The sequence below is a fragment of the Streptomyces sp. NPDC043685 genome (assembly GCF_056436585.1).
The window spans coordinates 64,088-84,194 of record NZ_JBWKCH010000015.1 but is presented as its reverse complement, the minus strand read 5'-3'; the positions used below and the strand labels follow the sequence as shown (position 1 = coordinate 84,194).

Here is a 20,107-nt window from a genome sequence, read left to right as displayed (position 1 = left end):
CCGGCACGGAAACGGTGCCGTCCGTCACCGCCGAGGTTCCGGCGCGCGGGTCGCCCCGCCCCCGCGCTCCCCTGACCGGTCGCGAACTCCGCCTGAACCGGCGGAGGTTCGGCGTCCCCCCGCACCCCCCTGGAGAAGCACATGAGCCCGAACCCCCACCTCTCCCGCCGCGGTCTCCTCGGCATGACCGCGGCCGTGCCGCTCGCCCTGGCCCTCGGCGGCGGCACCGCGCACGCCGCCGACTCCGCGTACGCGATGGTCTACTTCACCGAGTCGACCAAACTGGGCGACGGCACGGACTACGGACTGCACCTCGCCGTCAGCCCCGACGGGCTCAACTGGACGCCGCTCAACCAGAACAACCCCGTGGCCACTCCGACCGCGGGAGCGCTCGGACTGCGCGACCCGTTCCTGATGCGCAAGCAGGACGGCACCTTCGTCGTGCTCGCCACCGACCTCAAGGGCACCGACTGGAACTACAACAGCCAGTACATCCACGTCTGGGACTCGGCCGACCTGCGCACCTTCACCGGCTACCGGCGCCTGAAACTGCACGACATGGCCACCCACAGCTGGGCGCCGGAGGCGTTCTGGGACGCGGGCCGGCGGCAGTACGCGGTGATCTACTCCTCGGTCAACTCCAGCGGCCACAACGTGATCATGGTCAACTACACGACCGACTTCGTGACCGCCTCCGCCCCGCAGGTCTTCTTCGACCCCGGCTACGACGTCATCGACGGCGACATGGCCGTGGGTGTGAACGGCTACAACTACCTGTACTTCAAGAAGAACCAGACCCTGGTGGGCGCCAGATCCACCTCCCTGGACCCGGGCAGCTTCACCGAGTTCAGCACCGGCGTGGCGCACGGCGGCACCGAGGCACCGACCCTGGTGAAGTCCCTGACGTCCGGCACCTGGTGGCTGTGGGGCGACACCTACACGCCCAACGGCGTCTTCTACGCCTGGCAGTCCGGCGATCTCGCCTCCGGCACCTGGACCGCCCTGGACCAGAAGAGCTACACGCAGCCGGTCAACTCCAAGCACTGCGGCATCACTACGATCACCTCGGCGGAGTACGGCAACCTGCTCGCGAAGTGGGGAGCTCCGGCCTGGAACCGGCTCAAGTCCTACAACTACCCGTCGCGTTACGTCCGCCACGCGGACTATCTGGGCCGGATCGACGAGTACCCGATCGAGCCGTACAAGGACTCCCTGTGGACTCTGGTTCCGGGACTCGCCGACAGCTCCGCGGTCTCCTTCCGGTCCGTCAACTACCCGACCCGCTACCTGCGGCACTACAACTACGCGCTCCGCCTCGACACCAACGACGGCACGTCGACGTTCGCCGCGGACGCGACGTTCCACCGCACGGCGGGCCTGGCCGACGCGAGCTGGACCTCGTTCCGCTCGTACAACAACCCGACCCGCTACATCCGGCACTCCGACAACGCCCTGCGGATCGACCCGGTCTCCACGACGACCGACCGGCAGGACGCCACCTTCCGCGTCGGCTACTGAGCCCGGAGGCGGAGCCGCCGGACACCGCTCAGCATTCGCCGCCCCACACCGCGCTGTGCAGGGTGACCGGGCCCAGGAAGATGTCCACGTTGGGGTCGTTCGGGTAGTGCAGGCACCCCCGGAAGTTTCCGCCGGCCTGGGCGGTGAGGTTGAAGTGGATGTGGTCCGCGCCCGGGAAGCGCACCCCGTTGTTGAGGATGTACATCCCGTGCTCGGAGTACAGGTTGTACAGGTTCCCCGTGGACTTCCACGTCGGCGGGCCGTAGGCCACGCTGTTGTTCCACACGCAGACGTACTCCCGGGGGCAGTCCTCCGGCGCGGCGGCCGCCGGTGGCGCCGCGACCACACCGGCGGCCGCCGCCATCAGCAAGGCCGCTACGCCCACACCAGCCTTCTCGCGCAACCGTGCCTTCACAGTGCCCTCCCTCTCGGTCGACCTCCGGGTGGCCAAGCATCGCGCCCCGGCCGGGGTTGCGGTCCCTGACAGATGTCAGGGACGAAAAGCCCCGGCCGGGGCTTTCGTAGAGTGCGCAACGATGGGTACCGCCACGGCATCGACTCGGTGCGAGAAGGAGGCAGTTTCATGGGAGGAGCGGTGAGCCGGATCCTGGTGACCGGTTCCGCGGACGGGCTGGGGCGGGCCGCGGCGGAGGCGTTGCTGGCCGCGGGTCACGATGTGGTGGTGCACGCCCGGAACGACGAACGTGCGGCGGATCTGAGCGAGCTGTCCGGCCGCGGGGCACAGGTGGTGGTCGGTGACTTCACCGACCGTGACGCCGTGCGCGAGGTCGCCGACGAGCTGAACGCGTCGCGGCCGCTCGACGCGGTGATCCACAACGCCGGGGTGTGGAGCGGACCGGCCGTCATGCCGGTCAACATCGTCGCGCCGTATCTGCTGACCGCTTTGCTGCGCGGGCCGCGCCGGCTGGTGTACCTCAGCAGCAACGCGCATCTCAGTGGCCGTCCGTCGCTGGAGGGGGTCGACTGGCGGGGCGGGAGCGCGGGGTCGTACGCCGACAGCAAGCTCTTCGTCACGACGCTCGCCGCGGTCGTGGCCCGGCTGCGCCCCGGGGTGCTGAGCAACGCCGTGGACCCCGGGTGGGTGCCGACGAGGATGGGCGGGCCGAGCGCGCCGGACAGCCTGGAACTCGGTCATCAGACGCAGCAGTGGCTGGCGTCGAGCGAGGACCCCGAGGCCCTGACCACCGGCGGGTACTGGTACCACGGCCGGCGGTTGCAGCCGCATCGCGCCGTCCACGACGAGGCGTTCCAGGACCGTCTCCTGCGGGCACTGGCCGAGGAGACCGGCACCGCGCTCTGAAGGGAAGGCTCCCCCCTCTCAGGGCCGGTTCAGGCGTCGAGCGGCTCGTGGTCGAACCCGTCGAAGTGGACGGTGCCCGCCTCGGCGTACATGCCGATGACACGGCCGGTGAAGCCGCCGGCGACCTCGGTCGACAGGTACCGGCGGTCCAGCGAGGTGAGTTCGGTGACCTTCCGGGTGGCGGCCGTCTCCACCCTCAGCACCACCGGGCCGCCGTCCGTCGGACGGGACGCCACCTCCGTGCGGAACGGGCCGACGCGGGTGAGGACCCGCACCTCGTCCGGTGTCGCCTCGATCTCCTAGTGGTGTTGTTCGTCGAGACGCACGGCCGGTCCGCCACGTCCTGCGGACGGATCGGCCGGCCGCCCCGGAATTCGCACACCCGGCCGTTTGCCCACATGGGAGGGGCCGGGCGGGGCACCCGAGTGTTCGTCCAGCAGCCCGGGGAGCCGATCATGCCCACCGTCGTCGTCGGCACCGACTGCGGTGTGCCGCGACGGTGCGCGCACCCGCCCTCCCGCGGCCGCGTGACCTTCCGACCGAACCGTACGAGCCGAGCGGGGAGCCTCGTGATGAACGCCGAAGACGCCGACAAGCTGCTGGACGGACTGACCGTCGACGACAGCCGCAGAGAGCAGCCGATCGTGCTCGACGGGGAGGGACGGCCCATCCGGACGTGGCGGGAGAACTACCCGTACGACCGCAAGGTGAGCCGCAAGGAGTACGAGCGGGCCAAGCGCATCCTCCAGATAGAACTGCTGAAGCTCCAGCGGTGGGTCAAGGACACCGGCGCACGCCTGGTCGTGGTGTGCGAGGGGCGTGACGCGGCGGGCAAGGGCGGCACGATCCAGCGGCTCACGGAGCGGCTCAACCCGCGTGGCGCACGCGTCGTGGCCCTGGACAAGCCCACCGAGCGCGAGATGGGCCAGTGGTACTTCCAGCGGTACATCGCTCATCTGCCGACGGCCGGGGAGATCGTCTTCTTCGACCGCTCCTGGTACAACCGCGCCGGTGTGGAGCGCGTGATGGGCTACTGCTCCAAGGATCAGTACGAGCTGTTCCTCGACCAGTGCCCGGCCTTCGAGCGGATGCTGGTGGAGGACGGCGTCCTGCTGATGAAGTTCTGGTTCTCGGTGTCCCGCTCCGAGCAGCGCACGCGCTTCGCGATACGGCAGGTCGACCCGGTGCGCCAGTGGAAGCTCTCCCCGACCGACGTGGCCTCGCTGGACCTCTGGGACGACTACACCGAGGCTAAGGTCGACATGTTCCGCGCCACCGACACCGCCCACGCCCCCTGGACCGTCGTCAAGAGCAACGACAAGCGGCGCGCACGCCTGGAGACCATGCGCAGCCTGCTGTCGCGCGTCGACTACGCCAGCAAGGACCGTGAGGCGGTCGGCAGGCCCGACCCGCTCATCGTGGGCGCGGCCGACACCCTGCTGGAGCCGGGCGAGGAGGACACCACGCTGTCCCCCACCCCGCTGTCCCCCGGCGCCGGCGGACCCGGCAACCACCCCGGCACCGCCTGACACGGTCCCGGGCCCCCGGCGCGGCGCGAGGGGGCCCGGGTGTGCTCAGCGTCGGGCGGCGGCGCGCGTTTCCGTGCGGTGGTCGTAGTACGCCCAGACGGCCACCGCCAGCACGGCGGTCAGCCCCACCGTCAGGACCCGCACGGTGCCGCTGGTCAGGTAGGCGACGAGCCCGGTGAGCCCGGCCCCGCCCAGCATGACCAGACGGCTGAAGAACCGGTTCTCGGGCGGCTGGGGGTCCTCCCGGTCCTTGAGGTCGTGCAGGGCCTCATGAGCCGGATGCGCGGAGCCACGCCGGGCTCGGGCGCGGTACGCCAGTGCGTAGCTGATCAGCGCGTACAACGCGACAGCTCCCAGGACCCAGAGCCAGACATGGGGGTCGTCACTCGATCCGCGTGCCAGGTACACGACACTTCTCCTCGGAAGCGGTCCTCACAGGTGAGCGGGAATCAGCGGATCCCGCGGTCCTACCGGTCGTCCCCGGCGTCGGCGGCGTCACCGGCGGCCTCGGGGTCGGGGTCGGCGGGGCGGAAGCACGCCGTCACCGTCTTGCCGTGCCGCCGGCACGAGATCCCCCACTCGTCGGCGAGCTTGCGCACGATCGCCACTCCCCTGCCGGAGGCCTCTCCCGGCTCGGGATCGCGCTGGCGGGGCAGGGACGGATCCTCGTCGTGGACGCTCACATGCAGGCAGTCGCCGTCCCATGTGAGGACCAGCTGCGCGTCACTGTGCGCATGGATGTGCGCGTTGGTGATCAGCTCCGAGACGGCCAGCACGACGGAGTCCACCGTATCCGGCTCGGCAGCGGCCCAGGGCAGGGATTCGAGCCGCCTGCGCGTCCACTCCCGCCCGGCGCGCACGCCTTCGGACATCCGGAACGAGTGCGCCCACCCCATCGCCTTCACTGCCACGACCCCCGGTCCCCTCTCCTTCGCCCACGCACGGTTCGTGCGGGAACCGTGTACCCGGTACGCGCACGGCCAGGCATGAGTACACGCACGGCCAGCCATGAGAGCGTCGCCAGTGTCGCCGGGAACGGGCGGGGCCGGGGGCGCCCGGGGTCGCCGTGGGGCGGGCCCGTACGAGCGCGAGGGTGAACGGGGCGTACCGGCGGCCGCTCGACCCGCTCAGCGGGAGCCGTCGTCCGGCCCGGGATGCGCAGCGGGTCCCGCAGTCGCGGAGGCCCCCGTTACGCGAGCAGGGCCCGCCCCGATGCGGATGGTGAGCGGGCCCTGCTCGCGCACCATTGTCGGGACCGCCCGGCACGCGGACCACGCGTGAGATCCACCGATGTGCGCGCGACACGCACACCCCGTGCGCAGGGCGCGCCTCCCGCGCGCGTGGCGCACATCCCGCGCATCCGGAACCACTCCAGGGCGCCTACGGAAGCCGTCTCACCCGGTCCGGTACCGCTTCACCCCGCCCGCCGCCCCAACGCGCCGCCGTCGTGTCACATGGCACGGCCCGCTTCGGGTAGGCGAGGCGCATGACCGACGGTGAGACCGAAGAAGAGCGCGACCGGGCCCGGCCCTTCGACCGCGAGCGGCGCCATGCGGACAGCCCGGCCGGCGTCCCGGACGTCCCCGGCACGCCGAGCGACGGCCCTGCGCGCGACCGGAGCGCGTTCCGTGCCGCCCGGCGGGGTGAACGGTCATAGATATGGAGGTCACCGGCGCACCCAGCAGGGTGCGACCCCGGGTAGCACCCGTCGGCCCGCGCCGACGATACTGGCAGGCGCACGTTCCCCCGCTCACAGATGGACTCATGCAGACCTCCCTCACCGTCCGCTCCACGACTCCCTCCACGGTGTGGCTGGCGCGCGGCCGCCACACCCCGGACTCCGCGGAAGACGTTCTCCGGCGCTCCCTCCAGCAGCGCAAGGACAGCCAGACCATCGACGACTTCATGGAGCTGCCCGCCGACGGGACCGCCCCGGCGGAGCGGGTGTTCCAGGCGCGCTGGCGGGCCGGCGCCGGCGTGACCGTACGGGCCCGGCTGAGCGTGCGGCCCGACGCCGGTGACGGGACCGGCCAGGAGTGGATGCTGGTCGCCGAGGCCGAGGAGCCCTGGGACGACGCGTGGCCCTCACCCACCGCCCTGTTCTGGCCGGAGGAGCCGGACACCGCCTGGGAGCAGGACCCCGGCTCGGGGCTGGCCCTGGGGGCGATCAATCGGCTGCCCCAGGACGACAGGGAGATCCGCCGCCTGCTGAGGAACGCGGTGCGCGGCGGATGGCACCTCCACGTCGTCGTCCACGAGGCGATGACCACCGACGACCGGGGTCGCACGCCGGTGGCGCGCTGGCTGCCTCCGGGGTTGCGTCCCCGCGTGGTGGAGCACCGCGCCGCCCCGCAGCAGCTGCGCGGCCTGAACTGGGCGCTGCGGGACTCCGGTGTCGAGGTCCCGCGCGGCGGAGCGGTGGTGCTGCCCGGCGTCCCGGCGCCGGAGGGGTACCAGGCCCAGGACTTCTCCGTGCGCGCGGTCTTCCTCGACGGCTCCGAGCCGGCCGATCTCGTCGACGCCGTGAAGCGGTTCGCCGCGCTCCCCCGGCCCCTGCCCGACGGCGCGCAGGAGGCCCTCACGGCGCTGCGGGAGGACTGGCACCTGCTGACGGTCCACGAGGAGCTGGACCGTCAGCGCGCCCTGGTCGCCATGTACGCCGAGGCGCTGGAGGCCATGACGAAGTCCCGTGACCTGTACCGGGAGGCGGCCGAGAGCGCCCACGAGGCCCTGGCCGCCTATCAGCAGACCGCGGACATCGCTCCCGTCGTACCGCAGCCCTCCGGCCCGCCCGCCGCGTCCCCGCTCCAGCAGCTCACACGGACGCTCGAACGCTTCAAAGTCAAGCGGTCCGGGACGTCGGCCGGGGACGAGACAAGCACCGCCGTCGAGCCGGTGACGTCGGAGCGTTAGCGCCTTCCCCGTGGGACGCACGTGTCAGTCGTGCCCTCCTGGATACGCGGTCCCCACGGCATCACGGCCCGCCCGGGAAGGTCCTCCACGACATGGGCAACCACCAGCACCACTCGCAGAGCACACTCCGCGTCAACGGCAAACCCCACACGCTCACCCTCGACCACCGGCGGGTCCTGCTGGACCTCCTGCGCGAGGACCTCGGTCTGACAGGTGCCAAGAAGGGCTGCGACCACGGCCAGTGTGGCGCCTGCACGGTCCTGGTGGACGGGCGGCGCGTCAACAGCTGTCTGCTGTTCGCCGTCGCCCTGGACGGTTGCGAGGTCACCACCGTCGAGGGTCTTGCCGCCGGCGGGGAGGGACCGCATCCGCTGCAACGGGCCTTCATGGAGCGCGACGCCTTCCAGTGCGGCTACTGCACCCCGGGCCAGATCTGCTCCGCGGCCGGGATGCTCGCCGAGGCCGCGGCAGGTCACCCTTCGCACGTCACCGACCCGGCGACACCTTCGGGTGAGCCGGTGCCGCTGGACCGGGCGGAGATCCGGGAGCGACTGAGCGGCAATCTGTGCCGCTGCGGCGCGTATCCGCGCATCGCCGAAGCCGTGGAGGACGTGATCCCGTGAAGGAGTTCGCCTACGTCCGCGCCGGCAGCGTCGAGGAGGCGACCTCCGCGTACGCCTCCCACCCCGGCGCCCGCTACCTCGGCGGCGGCACCAACCTCGTGGACCTGATGAAACTCGGCGTCGAGACGCCCGCCGCCCTCATCGACGTCACCCGGCTGCCCCTGGACACCGTCGACGAACTGCCCGACGGCGCCCTGCGGATCGGGGCGATGGTCCGCAACAGCGACCTCGCCGCCCACCCCCTGGTCCGTGACCGCTACCCGGCGCTCTCGCAGGCGGTCCTCGCGGGCGCCTCCGGGCAGCTGCGCAACGCGGCGACGACCGGCGGGAACCTGCTCCAGCGCACCCGGTGCCCGTACTTCCAGGACCTGTCGAAGCCCTGCAACAAGCGCGAGCCGGGCAGCGGCTGCGGCGCGCGGGACGGTGTCCACCGTGATCACGCGGTGCTGGGGCACTCCGCGCACTGTGTCGCCACCCACCCGTCGGACATGGCGGTGGCACTCGCCGCCCTCGACGGGCGGGTCGAGCTGGACGGGCCGGAGGGCGCCCGGAGCGTGCCCGCGGCCGACTTCCACCGGCTGCCCGGGGAACGGCCCGAACAGGACACCGAGATCCGCCCCGGCGAACTGGTCACCGGCGTCGTGCTCCCGGCCGCCACCGCCGGGCTGCCGTCGGCCTACCGCAAGGCCCGCGACCGGGCCTCGTACGCCTTCGCGCTCGCGTCCGTCGCGGTCGTGCTGCGCCTGGAAGACCGGGTGGTCCGCCATGCGGGGCTCGCCTTCGGGGCCCTGGCACACCGGCCCTGGCGCGCCCGGCGCGCGGAGGAGGCGCTGCTGGGCGCCGCTCCGACCCGCGCGGCGTTCGAGCACGCCGTCGACCTGGAACTGTCGGCCGCGCAGCCGCTGCGCGACAACGCCTACAAAGTTCCGCTCGCCCGCAATCTCGCCGTGGACGTGCTGTCCCGGCTCACGGACACCGCACTCACCGGGAGGGCGTCATGACCGGCAGTGTGGGTGCTCCCGCCGAGCGCCGCGAGGGACACGAGAAGGTCACCGGCACCGCCCGCTACGCCGCCGAGTTCCACTCCCCCGGCCGGGCCCAGGCCTGGCCGGTTCCGGCGCGGGTGGCCCGGGGCCGGGTGAGCGGCGTCGACACGGCGGCCGCCCTGGCCGTGCCCGGTGTGATCGCCGTCCTCACCCACGAGAACGCGCCGCGGCTGGCCGAGCCGGACGATCCCACGCTCGCCGTGCTGCAGAACGCGCGGGTGCCGCACCGCGGTTGGTTCGTGGCCCTGGTGGTGGCCGAGACCCTGGAGGCGGCGCGGGCCGGTGCCTCGGCCGTCCGCGTCGGCTATGAGACCGAGGACCACGACGTGGCCCTCACGGCGTCGCACCCGGGTGTGTACGTGCCCGAAGAGGCCAACGGCGGCCATCCGGCCGTGCGTGAACAGGGCGACCCGGACCGGGCGTTCGGTTCCTCGGCGAGGCGGGTGGACGTCGCCTACCGGGTGCCGCCGCTGCACAACCACCCCATGGAGCCGCACACCAGCACCGCCCGCTGGGAGGACGGCCGGCTCACCGTGCACACGTCCAGCCAGGGCACCGGTGCCGTGCGCGCCGTGCTCGCCGAGCTGTTCGGCCTGCCGAAGGAGCGCATCGTCGTCACCGCCGAGCACGTCGGCGGCGGCTTCGGGTCCAAGGGAACGCCACGGCCCGACGTGGTCCTCGCCGCCATGGCGGCCCGCGCGACCGGGCGGCCGGTGACGGTGGCCCTGCCACGCCGCTTCCTGCCCACCGTCGTGGGGCACCGGGCGCCGACCCTCCACCGGCTGCGGCTCGGCTCCGAAGCGGACGGCCGCCTGACGTCGCTCGTACACGAGGTCACCACGCACACCTCCCGCATCAAGGAGTTCGTGGAGCAGGCGGCGGTGCCCGCACGGGTGATGTACGCCGCGCCCCACAGCCGCACCCTGCACCGGGTCGCGGCACTCGACGTGCCGTCGCCGTCGTGGATGCGGGCGCCGGGCGAGGCGCCGGGCATGTACGCGCTGGAGTCCGCCATGGACGAGCTCGCCACCGAACTGGGCATGGACCCGATCGAGTTGCGCGTCCGCAACGAACCGGACGTCGAACCCGACAGCGGAAAGCCGTTCAGCAGCAGGCATCTGGTCGAGTGCCTGCGTGAAGGCGCCCGGCGCTTCGGGTGGGACGGGCGCGACCCCCGCCCGGGCACCCGCCGGGACGGGTCGGTGCTGCTGGGGACGGGCGTGGCGGCGGCGACCTACCCCGTCATGGTCGGCCCCTCCACGGCGGCGGCCCGCGCGCTGCCCGACGGGACGTTCCTGGTGCGGATCAACGCCACCGACATCGGGACCGGCGCCCGGACCGTGCTGGCCCAGATCGGCGCCGATGCCCTCGGGGTGCCGCTGGACCGGGTGCGGATCGAGGTCGGCAGCACGGAACTCCCCTCGGCACCGCTGGCCGGGGGCTCGTCCGGCACCGCCTCCTGGGGCTGGGCGGTCCACGACGCCTGCGCCGGACTCGCCCGGCGGCTCGCCGAGCACACCGGGGCGGTGCCCGAGCAGGGCCTCGACGTCCGTGCCGACACCAGGGGCGCGGCGGACGCCGAGAGCGACTTCGCACGGCACGCCTTCGGGGCGCACTTCGCCGAGGTCGGCGTGGACACGGTCAGCGGTGAGGTCCGGGTCGCCAGGCTCCTCGGGGTGTACGCGGTGGGCCGCGTCCTCAACGCCCGCACCGCGCGCTCCCAGTTCGTCGGCGGCATGACGATGGGCCTGGGCATGGCGCTGACCGAGGGCAGCACCATGGACGCCGCCTTCGGTGACTTCACCGAGTCGGATCTGGCGTCGTACCACGTGCCCGTGCACGCCGACGTCACCGGGATCGAGGCGCACTGGCTCGACGAGGAGGACTCCCGTCTCAACCCCATGGGCAGCAAGGGGATCGGGGAGATCGGCATCGTCGGGACGGCCGCGGCGATCGGCAACGCGGTCCACCACGCCACCGGCGTCCGCTTCCGCGAACTCCCGCTCACCCCCGACCGGGTGCTGACCGGGTTGCTCGACGGGCGGGCGCGCAAGGCGGTGTGAGGCGAAGCGACGGGCGTGCGCGCAAGGCGGGTGAGGCGGACACGAGTGGACCGGACCGGCCGACGTCAGCGGCTCGGTCCGGTCCGGTCCTGCCCGGTCTTGTCTTGTCCTGCCCGGTCGTGGTTTGTCCTGTCCTGCCGGTCGGAGAGAACGCTCCCCCGCCTCACTCCGCCGTGCCGCGTGCCTCCGGCGCCGGCGCCGGCGCGGCCCGCCACTGCCTGGCGGCGATGGGCGCCAGCACACGGAACACCAGCGCGACCAACGCCAGCAGCGCCGCGCACACGGCGACCGAGGCGGCCAGCCACGGCGGGGCGAGCGCGAGGTCGACGGCCCGGGACAGGGAAGCCGAAGGGAAGGAGTTCCCGTAGGCCTGGGCCCCGGCCAGCACCGTGGGCACCAGTACCGCACCGGCCAGCACGAGGGCGACCGGACGCAGGGCCAGCAGCAGCGCCAGCACCGTGCACAGCACCGACATGCCGAGCGCGAAGGCGTGCAGCCGCAGGGACGCGTCGCCGCGATCCAGCGGGAAGTGGACCGCCGCGCACACGGCGAGGGCGAGGGCGGCGATCCAGCCCGACCAGGAGACGGACCGGGCGAACCGGTCCTCCGCACGCTCCTGCTCCGCGGGCGGGGCGTCGAGGGCCGGCTGCGGCTCACGAGCCGAGGCGGCCCGCACCGCGCGGCGTCTGCCCTGGCGGCGTGGCGCCTCGGGCTGCCGGGCCGCGCTCTCGGGGCGGGCGGGGCTGTTCGGCCGACGGCCGTTGCGGTCAAGGCGTTCCAGGCCGAGGCGGTCGATGAGCTCGACCAGCTCTCCGACGGAGCGCCCGGTGGCGGCGGCGCGCAGGGCCTCCTCCCGGACGTGGGGCTCCTGCGGCTCCTTGTGCAGCAGGGTCACCAGCCGGGTCACTTCCTCCACCGGCCGGTGGGCGGCCGCGGCCCGGATCGCCTCGTCCGCGCACTCGGCGTCGCGCGGGGGCTTCGTCAGCAGGGCAATCAGGCGGGACACGTCCTCCACGGACCGGCTCACCCCGGCCGTGCGGAGCGCGTCGACCCTGGCCTGCGTGTGGTCGGGCGACTCCTCCAGCGAGGTGATGAGGTCGACGACCTCCTCCAGCGGCCGGTCGGCGACGGCTGCGTGCACCAGGTCGCTCACGGCGTCGCCGTAGGGCGCGCCGGAGGCGGGGCCGGTGCCGGGCCTGAGTTCCACCGGGTTGTCGTCGAGCGACCGGATGACGAACGGCCGCGGGCCCGGCTGGTCGGGATGGTCCGGGGCGCCCTCGCCGGGGCCGCGCGCGGCGGACGGGGCCGGCTCGTCCGGGGCTGCGGCGGGCCGGGAGGCGTCGTCCGGGGCGAACTCGGCGGCCGGAGCGGACTCCGGTGCCGGAGGCGTCCGGTCCGGATCGCCGGCTGCAGGCCGCGCCTCCGCGGGATCCAGCCAATCCTGGACCGGCGGAGGCGGTGGCGCGGGGGTCCGCTCCGGGGTGGGTTCGACGGGCCGCTCGGTCGCCGTGTCCGCGCCGGGGGCCGAGGGCCATGCGGGCGCCTGCTCCGCCGGGTGCGGGCCGGGAGCGACGGGCCGGCCGGTGTCGGCGGCAGCGGGGCGCGCCGCCGGTTCCGGGTCGGGGGCGGTCGGCTGTGTTCCCGCCCCGGCCGCCGGGTGGGAGCCGAGGGCGACGGGCTCGGCGGCCACCCGGCCGGCCTGGTGGGAGCCGGCCGCGGCGGGCTCGGCATACCCCGTCCGGTAGGTGTCGTACGGGCCGGGGGCGGACTGCGCGCTCGTCCGCCCCACCTGGTGCGTGCCGGTGGCGACGGTGGTCTCGGCGGACGGCTGGGCGGGCCCGTTCGGCTCGTGCGGTATGGCGGGTTCGTTCGAGCGGGGTGATGAAGAGCAGGTGGTCATACTCGCCTCCGTGGAAGAGTGCGGCCGCTCCTGCGCCCCCCGTCGTGGGACGAGCGACGTTACGCTGACCATTACTAGGCGCCCCCGTCACCCCGTGCCACTCGTGTGAGCCACCGGGATGACCACCGCACGGGGGAAATCCGCCGACTCGCCGACATGTCGGGCCCCGGCCGCAATACAGCCGCCGGAAACGGGAATCCAGCTAAAGGACACGCCGTGTCGCGGCACGTCATGAGGAGGGCAACCCGTGGATACGACCACCCAGGTGATCATCCTGGCCGCGGTTCTCGCGGCCGTCGTCCTCGCCGTCGCCGTGGGCGTCCTCGTGCGGCTGGTCCGGACCCGGCGGGATCTGCGGCGCGCCGGACTGCCCACGGGCCCGCGCTGGGTCTTCTGGGGGGCCGTGCTCTATCTGGTGCTGCCCACCGACCTGGTGCCCGACCCGGTGTACCTGGACGACATCGGCGTCCTGCTGCTCGCTCTGCGCTCTGTTCGCGGCTCCCTCGGCGAACGGGAGCGCAGTACGGCACACCGGCCGGACCGGCAACTGGCCGATGACTACGGAAAGTAAGGAAACCAACCACCCGTTCGATTCGTATAAGTCTCTGGAAGCCGAAACGAGTCGGCGGACCGGATGGCCGCGCCTCCGGGCCGGCGCCGGTTCGGCGCAGTACCGACGAGGGAGAGACGATGCAACCGTTCGCGCTCAACTACGCGCGCCCGGCAGTGGAGTTGGAAGCTGCCATTCCGTACGTGTACGACGCCGGACAGCAGTTGAACGTGCTCCGCGACGGCCGTGTCGCGGCCTGTGACTTCGCCCTGTTGAGGGAGTTCGGCACCACGACGTCCACCGCCGGCTCCAAGACGCACTTCGACGACTGACCGCGGGCCGTCGAAGATGACCGTGCTGATCCTCACCTGTGAGGAGGACGTGACCGCGGACATGGTGGTCGTGCACCTGAACGCCACGGGGGTTCCGGTGGTCCGCGTCGACCCCGCCGATCTGACCGGTGGTGTCGCGCTGTCGGGGGAGTACGTGCACGGCCGCTTCCGCGGACATCTGTCCGCCGGGGGGCGGCTGGTGAGCATCGGGGGGCTCCGGTCCGTGTGGGTGCGCCGGCCCGGCGTCCCGGCCGCGCGGGCGGCCCAGCCGTCCGCATGGCTGACCGAGGAGGCCGCGCAGGCGCTCTACGGCATGCTGCGGGGCTCGGACGCGCGCTGGATGAACCAGCCCGACGCGGCGCGCCGGGCGCGGCACAAGCCGTGGCAGCTGCGGCTCGCCCAGAGATGCGGCCTGCCCGTGCCCGCGACGCTGATCACGACCTTCCCGCGGGCCGCCCGCGAGTTCGCCGAGCGCTACCCGGACCTGGTGGTCAAGCCGGTGTCGGGTGCGCATCCGCAGGACCCGCCGCGGGCCGTGCCGACCAGCCGGGTCGCACCGGACACGGACTTCTCCGCCGTCGCGTTCGGGCCGACGCTGCTGCAACGGCGCATCACCAAGCGGGCCGACATCCGGCTCACCGTCGTGGGCGAGCGGATGCTGGCCGCCCGCAAGGCGACCGCTCCGGACGCGGACCCGGACGACGTCGACGTGCGGTTCGCCGCGCCCGGCTCGCCGTGGCACCCCGTCGACGTGCCGTCCTCCCTCGCGCCCGGCGTCCTGTCCTACCTGCGTGAGGCGGAACTGGCGTACGGGGCCTTCGACTTCGTGGAGGACTCCGACGGGACGTGGTGGTTCCTGGAGTGCAACCAGTCGGGACAGTTCGGGTTCGTCGAGGTGGAGACGGGTCAGCCGATCGCCCGCAGCATCGCCGAGTGGCTGTCCCGGCCCGTGCCGGAACAACCGTCCCCTGTCAACGGCCGCAACGCGAAGGTCCGTTGAAAGGCGGGCCCGGTGCGGGCCGGGCCCGGGCCCTTCGCACGGTTCACTGGGGGCGCGGGCCGGGGAGCATGCCCGTGCGCTGCCAGCCGGCGCCCGGGGAGTGCGGACGGTCATAGCCGAGGGACTGTGAGGGCCGCATGACCAGCTCCAGTTCCCTGCTCACACGTTCGGCCTCGCGGCGCACCTGTGCGGGTACATCGCCGCGCTCCGCGATGAGTCGGTCGTAGATGGGGGAATCCTGGAACACCCGTCAACGTGCCTTTCTGCTCGTCGGCCCCGTTTGGGGGCGAGACTGCGAGTGTAGGCGGCAGGGTGTCCCGGAGTGTGAATTCCCTGGGATGACTTGACGCAGACCGGACATCCGTGACACAGGCGTGACCGTTGCTCAGGCTCCGGTCGTGGAACCCGGCCGGACGATCATCAGCACGGTGACCGTCGCCCACAGCAGATTGAAGATTCCGGTGAACATGGCCAGTTGGGCGGTGCTCCCCCGGTCGACGGTCTGCTCGCCCCTCAACTGGCCGAGCAGTTCCTCCTGGCGGGGCAGGACGAAGGCGGCCAGGACGCCGGCGGCCGCGGCGGTCAGGGCGATGGAGGTGACCAGCCATCCGCTGCCGAGGACGCCCATGGCGGCCGCGGTGGCGAACCCGAGGACCGGGACGCTCAGCCCGACCCCGGCGTAGACACGGCAGATGCGGTGCAGCAGCGCGACCGTGCCCACCCCCGCCGCGTCCGGAGCGGCGCGGCGCGCGGCGGGCGGGAACATGCTGGCCGCGACGGTCACCGGGCCGATGGCGACGATGGCGGCCAGCACATGGAGGGACAGCAGGATCTTGGTCACCGGGGCTCTTTCCAGGAGGGGAGGGGCGGCGCCCACGCTAGGACGCCCCGGGTGATCGCCCCAGAGGCCGAAACGACAGCTTCCAACGGATTCTCGCCAACGTCCCTGACCTGCGTCCGCGTCCCCCGGATCGCCCTGACCCCGCCGTACGCGACCGGCGGGAATGCTCCTAGGGTGGCGCTCATGCACTCCGTGGCCATCCTGGTCCTCGATCACGTGGTGCCGTTCGACATGGCGGCACCCCAGCAGACGTTCGCCTGGACCCATCTGCCGGACGGGCGGCCCGCCTACCGGGTGCGGCTGTGCGCCGAGACGCCCGAGGTGCGCGCCGACGGTGGTTTCACCCTGCGCATCGAGCGGGGGCTCGAGGCGCTGGCGGAGGCGGACACCGTCATCGTGCCGGGCTGCTCCCCCGACGCCGCGCCGCCGTCCGCCCGTGTGCTGGAGGCCCTGCGGGCGGCCGCCGGGGCCGGTACCCGGATCGCGTCGGTGTGTGTCGGCGCCTTCGTGCTGGCGGAGGCCGGGCTGCTGGACGGGCTGCGCGCCACCACGCACTGGGTGGCCGCCGGTGAGCTGGCCCGCCGCTTCCCGCGGGTGGAGGTCGAGCCGGACGTGCTGTACGTGGACAACGGCCAGATCCTCACCTCGGCCGGGGCGGCCGCGGCGCTGGATCTGTGCCTGCACATGATCCGGCGGGACCTGGGGTCGGCCGTCGCCGCGAACATCGCCCGCATGTCGGTCATGCCGCTGGAACGGGAGGGCGGCCAGGCTCAGTTCATCGTCCACGAACATCCGCCCGTGCCCCGCGGCTCGGCGCTGGAACCACTGCTGGAGTGGATCGAGGACAACCTGGCGCACGAGGTGACGCTGGGCGCGCTGGCGGCGCGGGCCGGGATGAGCGAACGGACCTTCAGCCGGCGCTTTCGCGAGCAGACCGGTACCACGCCGTTGCAGTGGCTGCTGCGGGCACGGGTGCGGCGCGCCCAGTACCTGCTGGAGAACTCCGACCACTCCGTCGAGCGGATCGCCCGCCAGGCGGGATTCGGCTCGCCGACCGCGTTCCGGGAGCGGTTCCGCAAGGTGGTGGGCACCACCCCCTACGCGTACCGCACGGCGTTCCACGGGCGCGGGAACGCCTCGGCGGCCCCTTCCTAGGGGCCGCCGAGGCAAGGCACCCGGTCCGTGCCGGGCCTCTCGGACTGTCAGCCGACCAGCTTCAGGCCGTTCTCCCCGTCCGCGTCGGCGGTGTCGGGCCGCCCCTCGGTGAGCAGCAGGACGTCGGCCTTGGCGATGGCGTCGCTTATGTCGGACGTCCCCATCATCACGCACAGCGTGTAGCTGACGTCCTCCAGCTCGCGTGCCGCCGTCGGCACGTGCCTCTCCGCCTGAGCGATCCTCAGCGACGCGTACCGCGTCAGCAGCTCCCTGACGATCTTCCGGTCCGGTACAAGCACGTAAGCGCCCCTCTCTCTTTTCGCTGCGTATGCCCGGACCGCACGCAAACATTCACACCTTTTTCTCACGTGCTGCGGATTTGACGAGAAGTGATCGGGTCGGGAGATTCAGGCGAGCTGTCCGCTGTGCGGAGCCGTGGACGCCCCGCCCCTGTCCAGGAGCTCCTCGTGCGTGCCGACCTCCTCGATCCGGCCGTCGCCCATCACCACGATCCGGTCGGCGTCCTGGACGGTGGACAGCCGGCGGCGCGCGGCCGTCCCCGGGTCTCGTGGCCCGCTCAGGCGGCGTCCAGCTCCGCCAGCTCCGCGGCGCTCAGGGTGAGGTCGGTGGCGGCGAGCGAGTCGCGGATGGTCTCGGGCCTGCTCGCGCCCGGGATGGGGACGACCACGGGCGACTTGGCGAGCATCCAGGCCAGGCACACCCGCTGCGGGCTCACGCCGTGCGCGTCGGCGATCCGGGCGAAGGCGGCGTGGCCCGAGCCCAGTTCACCGGCCTTCGAGATGCCGCCGAGGGGGCTCCAGGGCAGGAAGGCGATGCCGAGTTCGTCGCACAGGCGCAGTTCCGGCTCGCTGGAGCGGAAGGCCGGGGAGAACTGGTTCTGCACGGAGACCAGACGCCCGCCGAGGATCTCGTTCGCCTGCCGGATCTGCTCGGGGTTCGCGTTGGAGATGCCGGCCATGCGGATCTTGCCCTCGTCCAGCAGGTCACGGATCGCGCCGACGGACTCGGCGTAGGGCACGCGGGGGTCGGGGCGGTGGAACTGGTAGAGGCCGATGGCCTCGACGCCGAGGCGGCGCAGGGACTCCTCGCAGGCCGCCTTGAGGTGGCGGGGGCTGCCGTCGAGCGTCCAGCTGCCGTCGCCGGGGCGGAGGTGGCCGCCCTTGGTGGCGACCAGGACGTCCCCGCCGCGGTCGTGGGAGGCGAGGGCCTTGGCGATCAGGGTTTCGTTGTGTCCGACCTCGTCGGCGTCGCGGTGGTAGGCGTCCGCGGTGTCGATCAGGGTCGCACCGGCGTCGAGGGCGGCGTGGACAGTGGCGAGGGAGCGTGCCTCGTCCGGTCGGCCCTCGATGGACATGGGCATCGCGCCCAGGCCGATCGCGCTGACCTGGACGTCACCGATGCGGCGGGTGTGCATGGGTCGTGACCTCTTCCGGCTGTCGGGCGATGGTGCGCTCCAGCCTGGACGCCGGGCGGCCGGGGGTCCAATAGAAGAAGGAGAACGCATTCAGCACCCGGACCGCTGAATCGCGCCGGACCCCGCCGGGCCACCCTTGTCACCCGGGGATGAAAGGCCGCACCGGAGGACTCAACTCCCGCACACAGTACGGAGATCCGTAGGGCGACCCTCCGCCTCGCTGCCATATTCGAGAACCACTTCGGAGGTGGTTGTGAGCACAGAGGTGACAGCATCCGGTCCGGGGGAGACGGCGACGCGCACGCCCGGAGGCACCGCGGAGCGCGTCGCCTGCCTGGAGCACCGCCGGGCGCGGGCGGCGGCGCCCGGCGGCCCGCGCAGACGCGGGGAGTTCTCGGCCCGGGAGCGGATCGAACGGCTCGTGGACAAGGACTCCTTCACCGAGACCGGCCTGTTCGTACGGGCCCGGCCCACCGGCCCCGACGCCCGCCGCCCCTACGGTGACGGGGTGGTCACCGGGTACGGCACGGTCGACGGCCGCCCGGTGTGCGTCTTCGCCCAGGACTCCACGGTGTTCGGCGGCAGCATGGGTGAGGCCTTCGGCGAGAAGACCGTCGCGCTGATGGAGCTGGCCCTGAAGACCGGCTGCCCGGTGATCGGTCTGAACGACTCCGGTGGCGCCCGCATCCAGGAGGGCGTCGCCTCACTGGCCCTCTACGCCGAACTGGTCCGGCGCAACGTCAAGGCGTCCGGGGTGATCCCGCAGCTGTCGGTGATCCTCGGCCCGTGCGCGGGCGGCGCGGCGTACTCGCCAGCGATCACCGACTTCACGGTGATGGTGGACGGCGCCTCGCACATGTTCGTGACCGGTCCCGACGTCATCGAGACGGTCACGGGTGAGCGCACCACCGCCGAGGAGCTGGGCGGCGCCCGCACCAGCAACACCGTCAACGGCAACGCCCACTTCCTGGCCGCCGACGAGGAGGACGCCCTCGACACGGTGCGCGACCTGCTGTCGTACCTGCCGGCCAACAACCTGGAGCGGCCCCCGGAGTACGCCCCCGGCCAGGCGCCGCCCGGGGCCGAACTCGACGAGGTCGTCCCGGACCGGCTCGGCGAGGCCTACGACATGCGGCGGATCCTGCGCGCGGTCGTCGACGACGGTGAACTGCTGCCGGTGCAGGAGATGTTCGCGCCGAACATCATCTGCGCCCTGGCCCGGGTCGAGGGCCGCTCGGTGGGCGTCGTCGCCAACCAGCCGCTGCACTCCGCCGGCGTCCTCGACATCGACGCGTCCGAGAAGGCCGCACGCTTCGTCCGGTTCTGCGACGCGTTCGGCATTCCCCTGCTGACCTTCGCCGACGTGCCCGGCTATCTGTCCGGGGTGCGGCAGGAGCAGGCCGGGATCATCCGGCGCGGCGCGAAACTGCTGTACGCCTACGCCGAGGCCACCGTCCCGAAGGTCACGGTCGTGGTGCGCAAGGCGTACGGCGGCGGCTACGCGGTGATGGGCTCCAAGCACCTGGGGGCCGACGTCAACCTCGCCTGGCCCACCGCCCGGATCGCCGTCATGGGAGCCGAGGGTGCCGTGGGCGTCCTGCACCGGCGCGAACTGGCCGCCTCCGACGAGCCGGAAGCGCTGCGCTCCCGCCTTCTCGCCGCGTACGAACACACCCACGGCACGCCGTACCTCGCCGCCGAGCGCGGCTATGTCGACGCCGTCATCGCGCCGCGCGAGACCCGTGAGCAGGTCTGCCGCGCCCTGCGCGCGCTGCGCGGCAAACGCGCCCCCATGCCGGAACGCCGGCACGGCAACATCCCCCTCTAGGCCGTGTCCGCGACCTCCCCCTTCCCCCAGCGACCCGTAGGCCGATCGCGCCG

21 protein-coding genes and 2 pseudogenes are annotated in these 20,107 nt (G+C 72.8%); 13 read left to right on the top strand and 10 right to left on the bottom strand.

Annotation, left to right across the window (positions count from 1 at the left end; translation table 11 throughout):
• Window positions 1-141 precede the first annotated feature (141 nt).
• On the top strand, window positions 142-1,518 hold the full coding sequence (locus tag AC0665_RS36275; RefSeq protein ID WP_478706669.1) for a glycoside hydrolase family 43 protein: 1,377 nt from the start codon (window positions 142-144) through the stop codon (window positions 1,516-1,518).
• Window positions 1,519-1,546: 28 nt separating this feature from the next.
• Here the strand turns inward: AC0665_RS36275 and AC0665_RS36270 are convergent, their stop codons facing one another.
• On the bottom strand, window positions 1,547-1,903 hold the full coding sequence (locus AC0665_RS36270) for a peptidase inhibitor family I36 protein (protein ID WP_478611064.1): 357 nt from the start codon (window positions 1,901-1,903) through the stop codon (window positions 1,547-1,549).
• Window positions 1,904-2,113: 210 nt separating this feature from the next.
• Here AC0665_RS36270 and AC0665_RS36265 point away from each other — a divergent pair, with 210 nt between their 5' ends.
• Entirely contained in the window at window positions 2,114-2,839 is a 726-nt protein-coding gene (locus tag AC0665_RS36265; RefSeq protein ID WP_478611181.1) for an SDR family NAD(P)-dependent oxidoreductase, read from the top strand.
• 29 nt (window positions 2,840-2,868) lie between these two features.
• Here AC0665_RS36265 and AC0665_RS36260 read toward each other — a convergent pair.
• A pseudogene (locus AC0665_RS36260) lies at window positions 2,869-3,195 on the bottom strand (beta-xylosidase family glycoside hydrolase); the annotation flags it as partial.
• Window positions 3,196-3,411: 216 nt separating this feature from the next.
• On the opposite strand from AC0665_RS36260, the gene ppk2 reads away from it, so the two are divergent.
• A complete protein-coding gene (gene ppk2 / locus AC0665_RS36255) occupies window positions 3,412-4,368 on the top strand; it encodes a polyphosphate kinase 2 (RefSeq protein ID WP_468412691.1) in 957 nt (318 codons plus the stop codon).
• A gap of 45 nt (window positions 4,369-4,413) precedes the next feature.
• Here the strand turns inward: ppk2 and AC0665_RS36250 are convergent, their stop codons facing one another.
• Complete coding sequence (locus AC0665_RS36250; RefSeq protein ID WP_468412693.1) at window positions 4,414-4,776, bottom strand: hypothetical protein; 363 nt, start codon at window positions 4,774-4,776, stop codon at window positions 4,414-4,416.
• Between the two features lie 59 nt (window positions 4,777-4,835).
• A complete protein-coding gene (locus AC0665_RS36245) occupies window positions 4,836-5,279 on the bottom strand; it encodes an ATP-binding protein (protein WP_468412695.1) in 444 nt (147 codons plus the stop codon).
• Between the two features lie 575 nt (window positions 5,280-5,854).
• On the opposite strand from AC0665_RS36245, the gene AC0665_RS36240 reads away from it, so the two are divergent.
• The 5 genes from AC0665_RS36240 to AC0665_RS36220 all read left to right on the top strand — a co-directional run bounded on the left by AC0665_RS36240 (window position 5,855) and on the right by AC0665_RS36220 (window position 11,013).
• Window positions 5,855-6,025 (top strand): hypothetical protein, encoded by a 171-nt coding sequence (locus AC0665_RS36240; RefSeq protein WP_478706668.1) that lies wholly within the window; start codon window positions 5,855-5,857, stop codon window positions 6,023-6,025.
• Between the two features lie 107 nt (window positions 6,026-6,132).
• Window positions 6,133-7,281 (top strand): hypothetical protein, encoded by a 1,149-nt coding sequence (locus tag AC0665_RS36235; protein WP_478706667.1) that lies wholly within the window; start codon window positions 6,133-6,135, stop codon window positions 7,279-7,281.
• Between the two features lie 92 nt (window positions 7,282-7,373).
• Window positions 7,374-7,904: a (2Fe-2S)-binding protein gene (locus tag AC0665_RS36230; protein ID WP_478706666.1), complete on the top strand. Its 531-nt coding sequence runs from the start codon at window positions 7,374-7,376 to the stop codon at window positions 7,902-7,904.
• Window positions 7,901-8,905 (top strand): FAD binding domain-containing protein, encoded by a 1,005-nt coding sequence (locus tag AC0665_RS36225; RefSeq protein WP_478706665.1) that lies wholly within the window; start codon window positions 7,901-7,903, stop codon window positions 8,903-8,905. The genes AC0665_RS36230 and AC0665_RS36225 overlap by 4 nt, the downstream gene beginning before the upstream one ends.
• Window positions 8,902-11,013: a xanthine dehydrogenase family protein molybdopterin-binding subunit gene (locus tag AC0665_RS36220; protein WP_478706664.1), complete on the top strand. Its 2,112-nt coding sequence runs from the start codon at window positions 8,902-8,904 to the stop codon at window positions 11,011-11,013. Before AC0665_RS36225 ends, AC0665_RS36220 begins: the two co-directional genes overlap by 4 nt.
• Before the next feature lie 163 nt (window positions 11,014-11,176).
• Here the strand turns inward: AC0665_RS36220 and AC0665_RS36215 are convergent, their stop codons facing one another.
• A complete protein-coding gene (locus AC0665_RS36215) occupies window positions 11,177-12,913 on the bottom strand; it encodes a hypothetical protein (protein WP_478706663.1) in 1,737 nt (578 codons plus the stop codon).
• 247 nt (window positions 12,914-13,160) lie between these two features.
• Between AC0665_RS36215 and AC0665_RS36210 the strand changes: the two genes are divergently transcribed.
• The 3 genes from AC0665_RS36210 (at window position 13,161) to tgmB (ending at window position 14,795) form a co-directional block, all read left to right on the top strand.
• Window positions 13,161-13,484, top strand: a complete 324-nt coding sequence (locus AC0665_RS36210; protein ID WP_468412705.1) for a YkvA family protein — start codon at window positions 13,161-13,163, stop codon at window positions 13,482-13,484.
• Window positions 13,485-13,603: 119 nt separating this feature from the next.
• Window positions 13,604-13,795: a putative ATP-grasp-modified RiPP gene (tgmA, locus tag AC0665_RS36205; protein ID WP_030847392.1), complete on the top strand. Its 192-nt coding sequence runs from the start codon at window positions 13,604-13,606 to the stop codon at window positions 13,793-13,795.
• A gap of 16 nt (window positions 13,796-13,811) precedes the next feature.
• Entirely contained in the window at window positions 13,812-14,795 is a 984-nt protein-coding gene (tgmB, locus tag AC0665_RS36200) for an ATP-grasp ribosomal peptide maturase (protein WP_468639560.1), read from the top strand.
• Between the two features lie 43 nt (window positions 14,796-14,838).
• On the opposite strand, the gene AC0665_RS36195 is transcribed toward tgmB, so the two are convergent.
• Window positions 14,839-15,042, bottom strand: a complete 204-nt coding sequence (locus tag AC0665_RS36195; RefSeq protein WP_102913449.1) for a hypothetical protein — start codon at window positions 15,040-15,042, stop codon at window positions 14,839-14,841.
• Between the two features lie 138 nt (window positions 15,043-15,180).
• Complete coding sequence (locus AC0665_RS36190) at window positions 15,181-15,636, bottom strand: hypothetical protein (protein WP_468412709.1); 456 nt, start codon at window positions 15,634-15,636, stop codon at window positions 15,181-15,183.
• A gap of 183 nt (window positions 15,637-15,819) precedes the next feature.
• Between AC0665_RS36190 and AC0665_RS36185 the strand changes: the two genes are divergently transcribed.
• Complete coding sequence (locus tag AC0665_RS36185; RefSeq protein ID WP_478706662.1) at window positions 15,820-16,791, top strand: GlxA family transcriptional regulator; 972 nt, start codon at window positions 15,820-15,822, stop codon at window positions 16,789-16,791.
• A gap of 47 nt (window positions 16,792-16,838) precedes the next feature.
• Here the strand turns inward: AC0665_RS36185 and AC0665_RS36180 are convergent, their stop codons facing one another.
• From AC0665_RS36180 to AC0665_RS36170, 3 genes and pseudogenes are all read right to left on the bottom strand, one after another.
• Window positions 16,839-17,090 (bottom strand): DUF5133 domain-containing protein, encoded by a 252-nt coding sequence (locus AC0665_RS36180; protein WP_363122364.1) that lies wholly within the window; start codon window positions 17,088-17,090, stop codon window positions 16,839-16,841.
• A gap of 108 nt (window positions 17,091-17,198) precedes the next feature.
• Window positions 17,199-17,333: pseudogene (locus tag AC0665_RS36175) on the bottom strand (ABC transporter ATP-binding protein); the annotation flags it as partial.
• A 35-nt stretch (window positions 17,334-17,368) separates the two neighbouring features.
• A complete protein-coding gene (locus AC0665_RS36170; protein ID WP_478611083.1) occupies window positions 17,369-18,226 on the bottom strand; it encodes an aldo/keto reductase in 858 nt (285 codons plus the stop codon).
• Between the two features lie 247 nt (window positions 18,227-18,473).
• Between AC0665_RS36170 and AC0665_RS36165 the strand changes: the two genes are divergently transcribed.
• Window positions 18,474-20,054: an acyl-CoA carboxylase subunit beta gene (locus AC0665_RS36165; RefSeq protein ID WP_478706661.1), complete on the top strand. Its 1,581-nt coding sequence runs from the start codon at window positions 18,474-18,476 to the stop codon at window positions 20,052-20,054.
• Window positions 20,055-20,107 lie beyond the last annotated feature (53 nt).

What these genes read in the sequence shown, in the direction of transcription:
- AC0665_RS36215 (WP_478706663.1), bottom strand. Translation starts at nt 12,913, where the DNA reads ATGACCACCTGCTCTTCATCACCCCGCTCGAACGAACCCGCCATACCG.
- AC0665_RS36220 (WP_478706664.1), top strand. Translation starts at nt 8,902, where the DNA reads ATGACCGGCAGTGTGGGTGCTCCCGCCGAGCGCCGCGAGGGACACGAG.
- AC0665_RS36185 (WP_478706662.1), top strand. Translation starts at nt 15,820, where the DNA reads ATGCACTCCGTGGCCATCCTGGTCCTCGATCACGTGGTGCCGTTCGAC.
- AC0665_RS36230 (WP_478706666.1), top strand. Translation starts at nt 7,374, where the DNA reads ATGGGCAACCACCAGCACCACTCGCAGAGCACACTCCGCGTCAACGGC.
- ppk2 (WP_468412691.1), top strand. Translation starts at nt 3,412, where the DNA reads ATGAACGCCGAAGACGCCGACAAGCTGCTGGACGGACTGACCGTCGAC.
- tgmB (WP_468639560.1), top strand. Translation starts at nt 13,812, where the DNA reads ATGACCGTGCTGATCCTCACCTGTGAGGAGGACGTGACCGCGGACATG.
- AC0665_RS36240 (WP_478706668.1), top strand. Translation starts at nt 5,855, where the DNA reads ATGACCGACGGTGAGACCGAAGAAGAGCGCGACCGGGCCCGGCCCTTC.
- AC0665_RS36170 (WP_478611083.1), bottom strand. Translation starts at nt 18,226, where the DNA reads ATGCACACCCGCCGCATCGGTGACGTCCAGGTCAGCGCGATCGGCCTG.
- tgmA (WP_030847392.1), top strand. Translation starts at nt 13,604, where the DNA reads ATGCAACCGTTCGCGCTCAACTACGCGCGCCCGGCAGTGGAGTTGGAA.
- AC0665_RS36235 (WP_478706667.1), top strand. Translation starts at nt 6,133, where the DNA reads ATGCAGACCTCCCTCACCGTCCGCTCCACGACTCCCTCCACGGTGTGG.
- AC0665_RS36275 (WP_478706669.1), top strand. Translation starts at nt 142, where the DNA reads ATGAGCCCGAACCCCCACCTCTCCCGCCGCGGTCTCCTCGGCATGACC.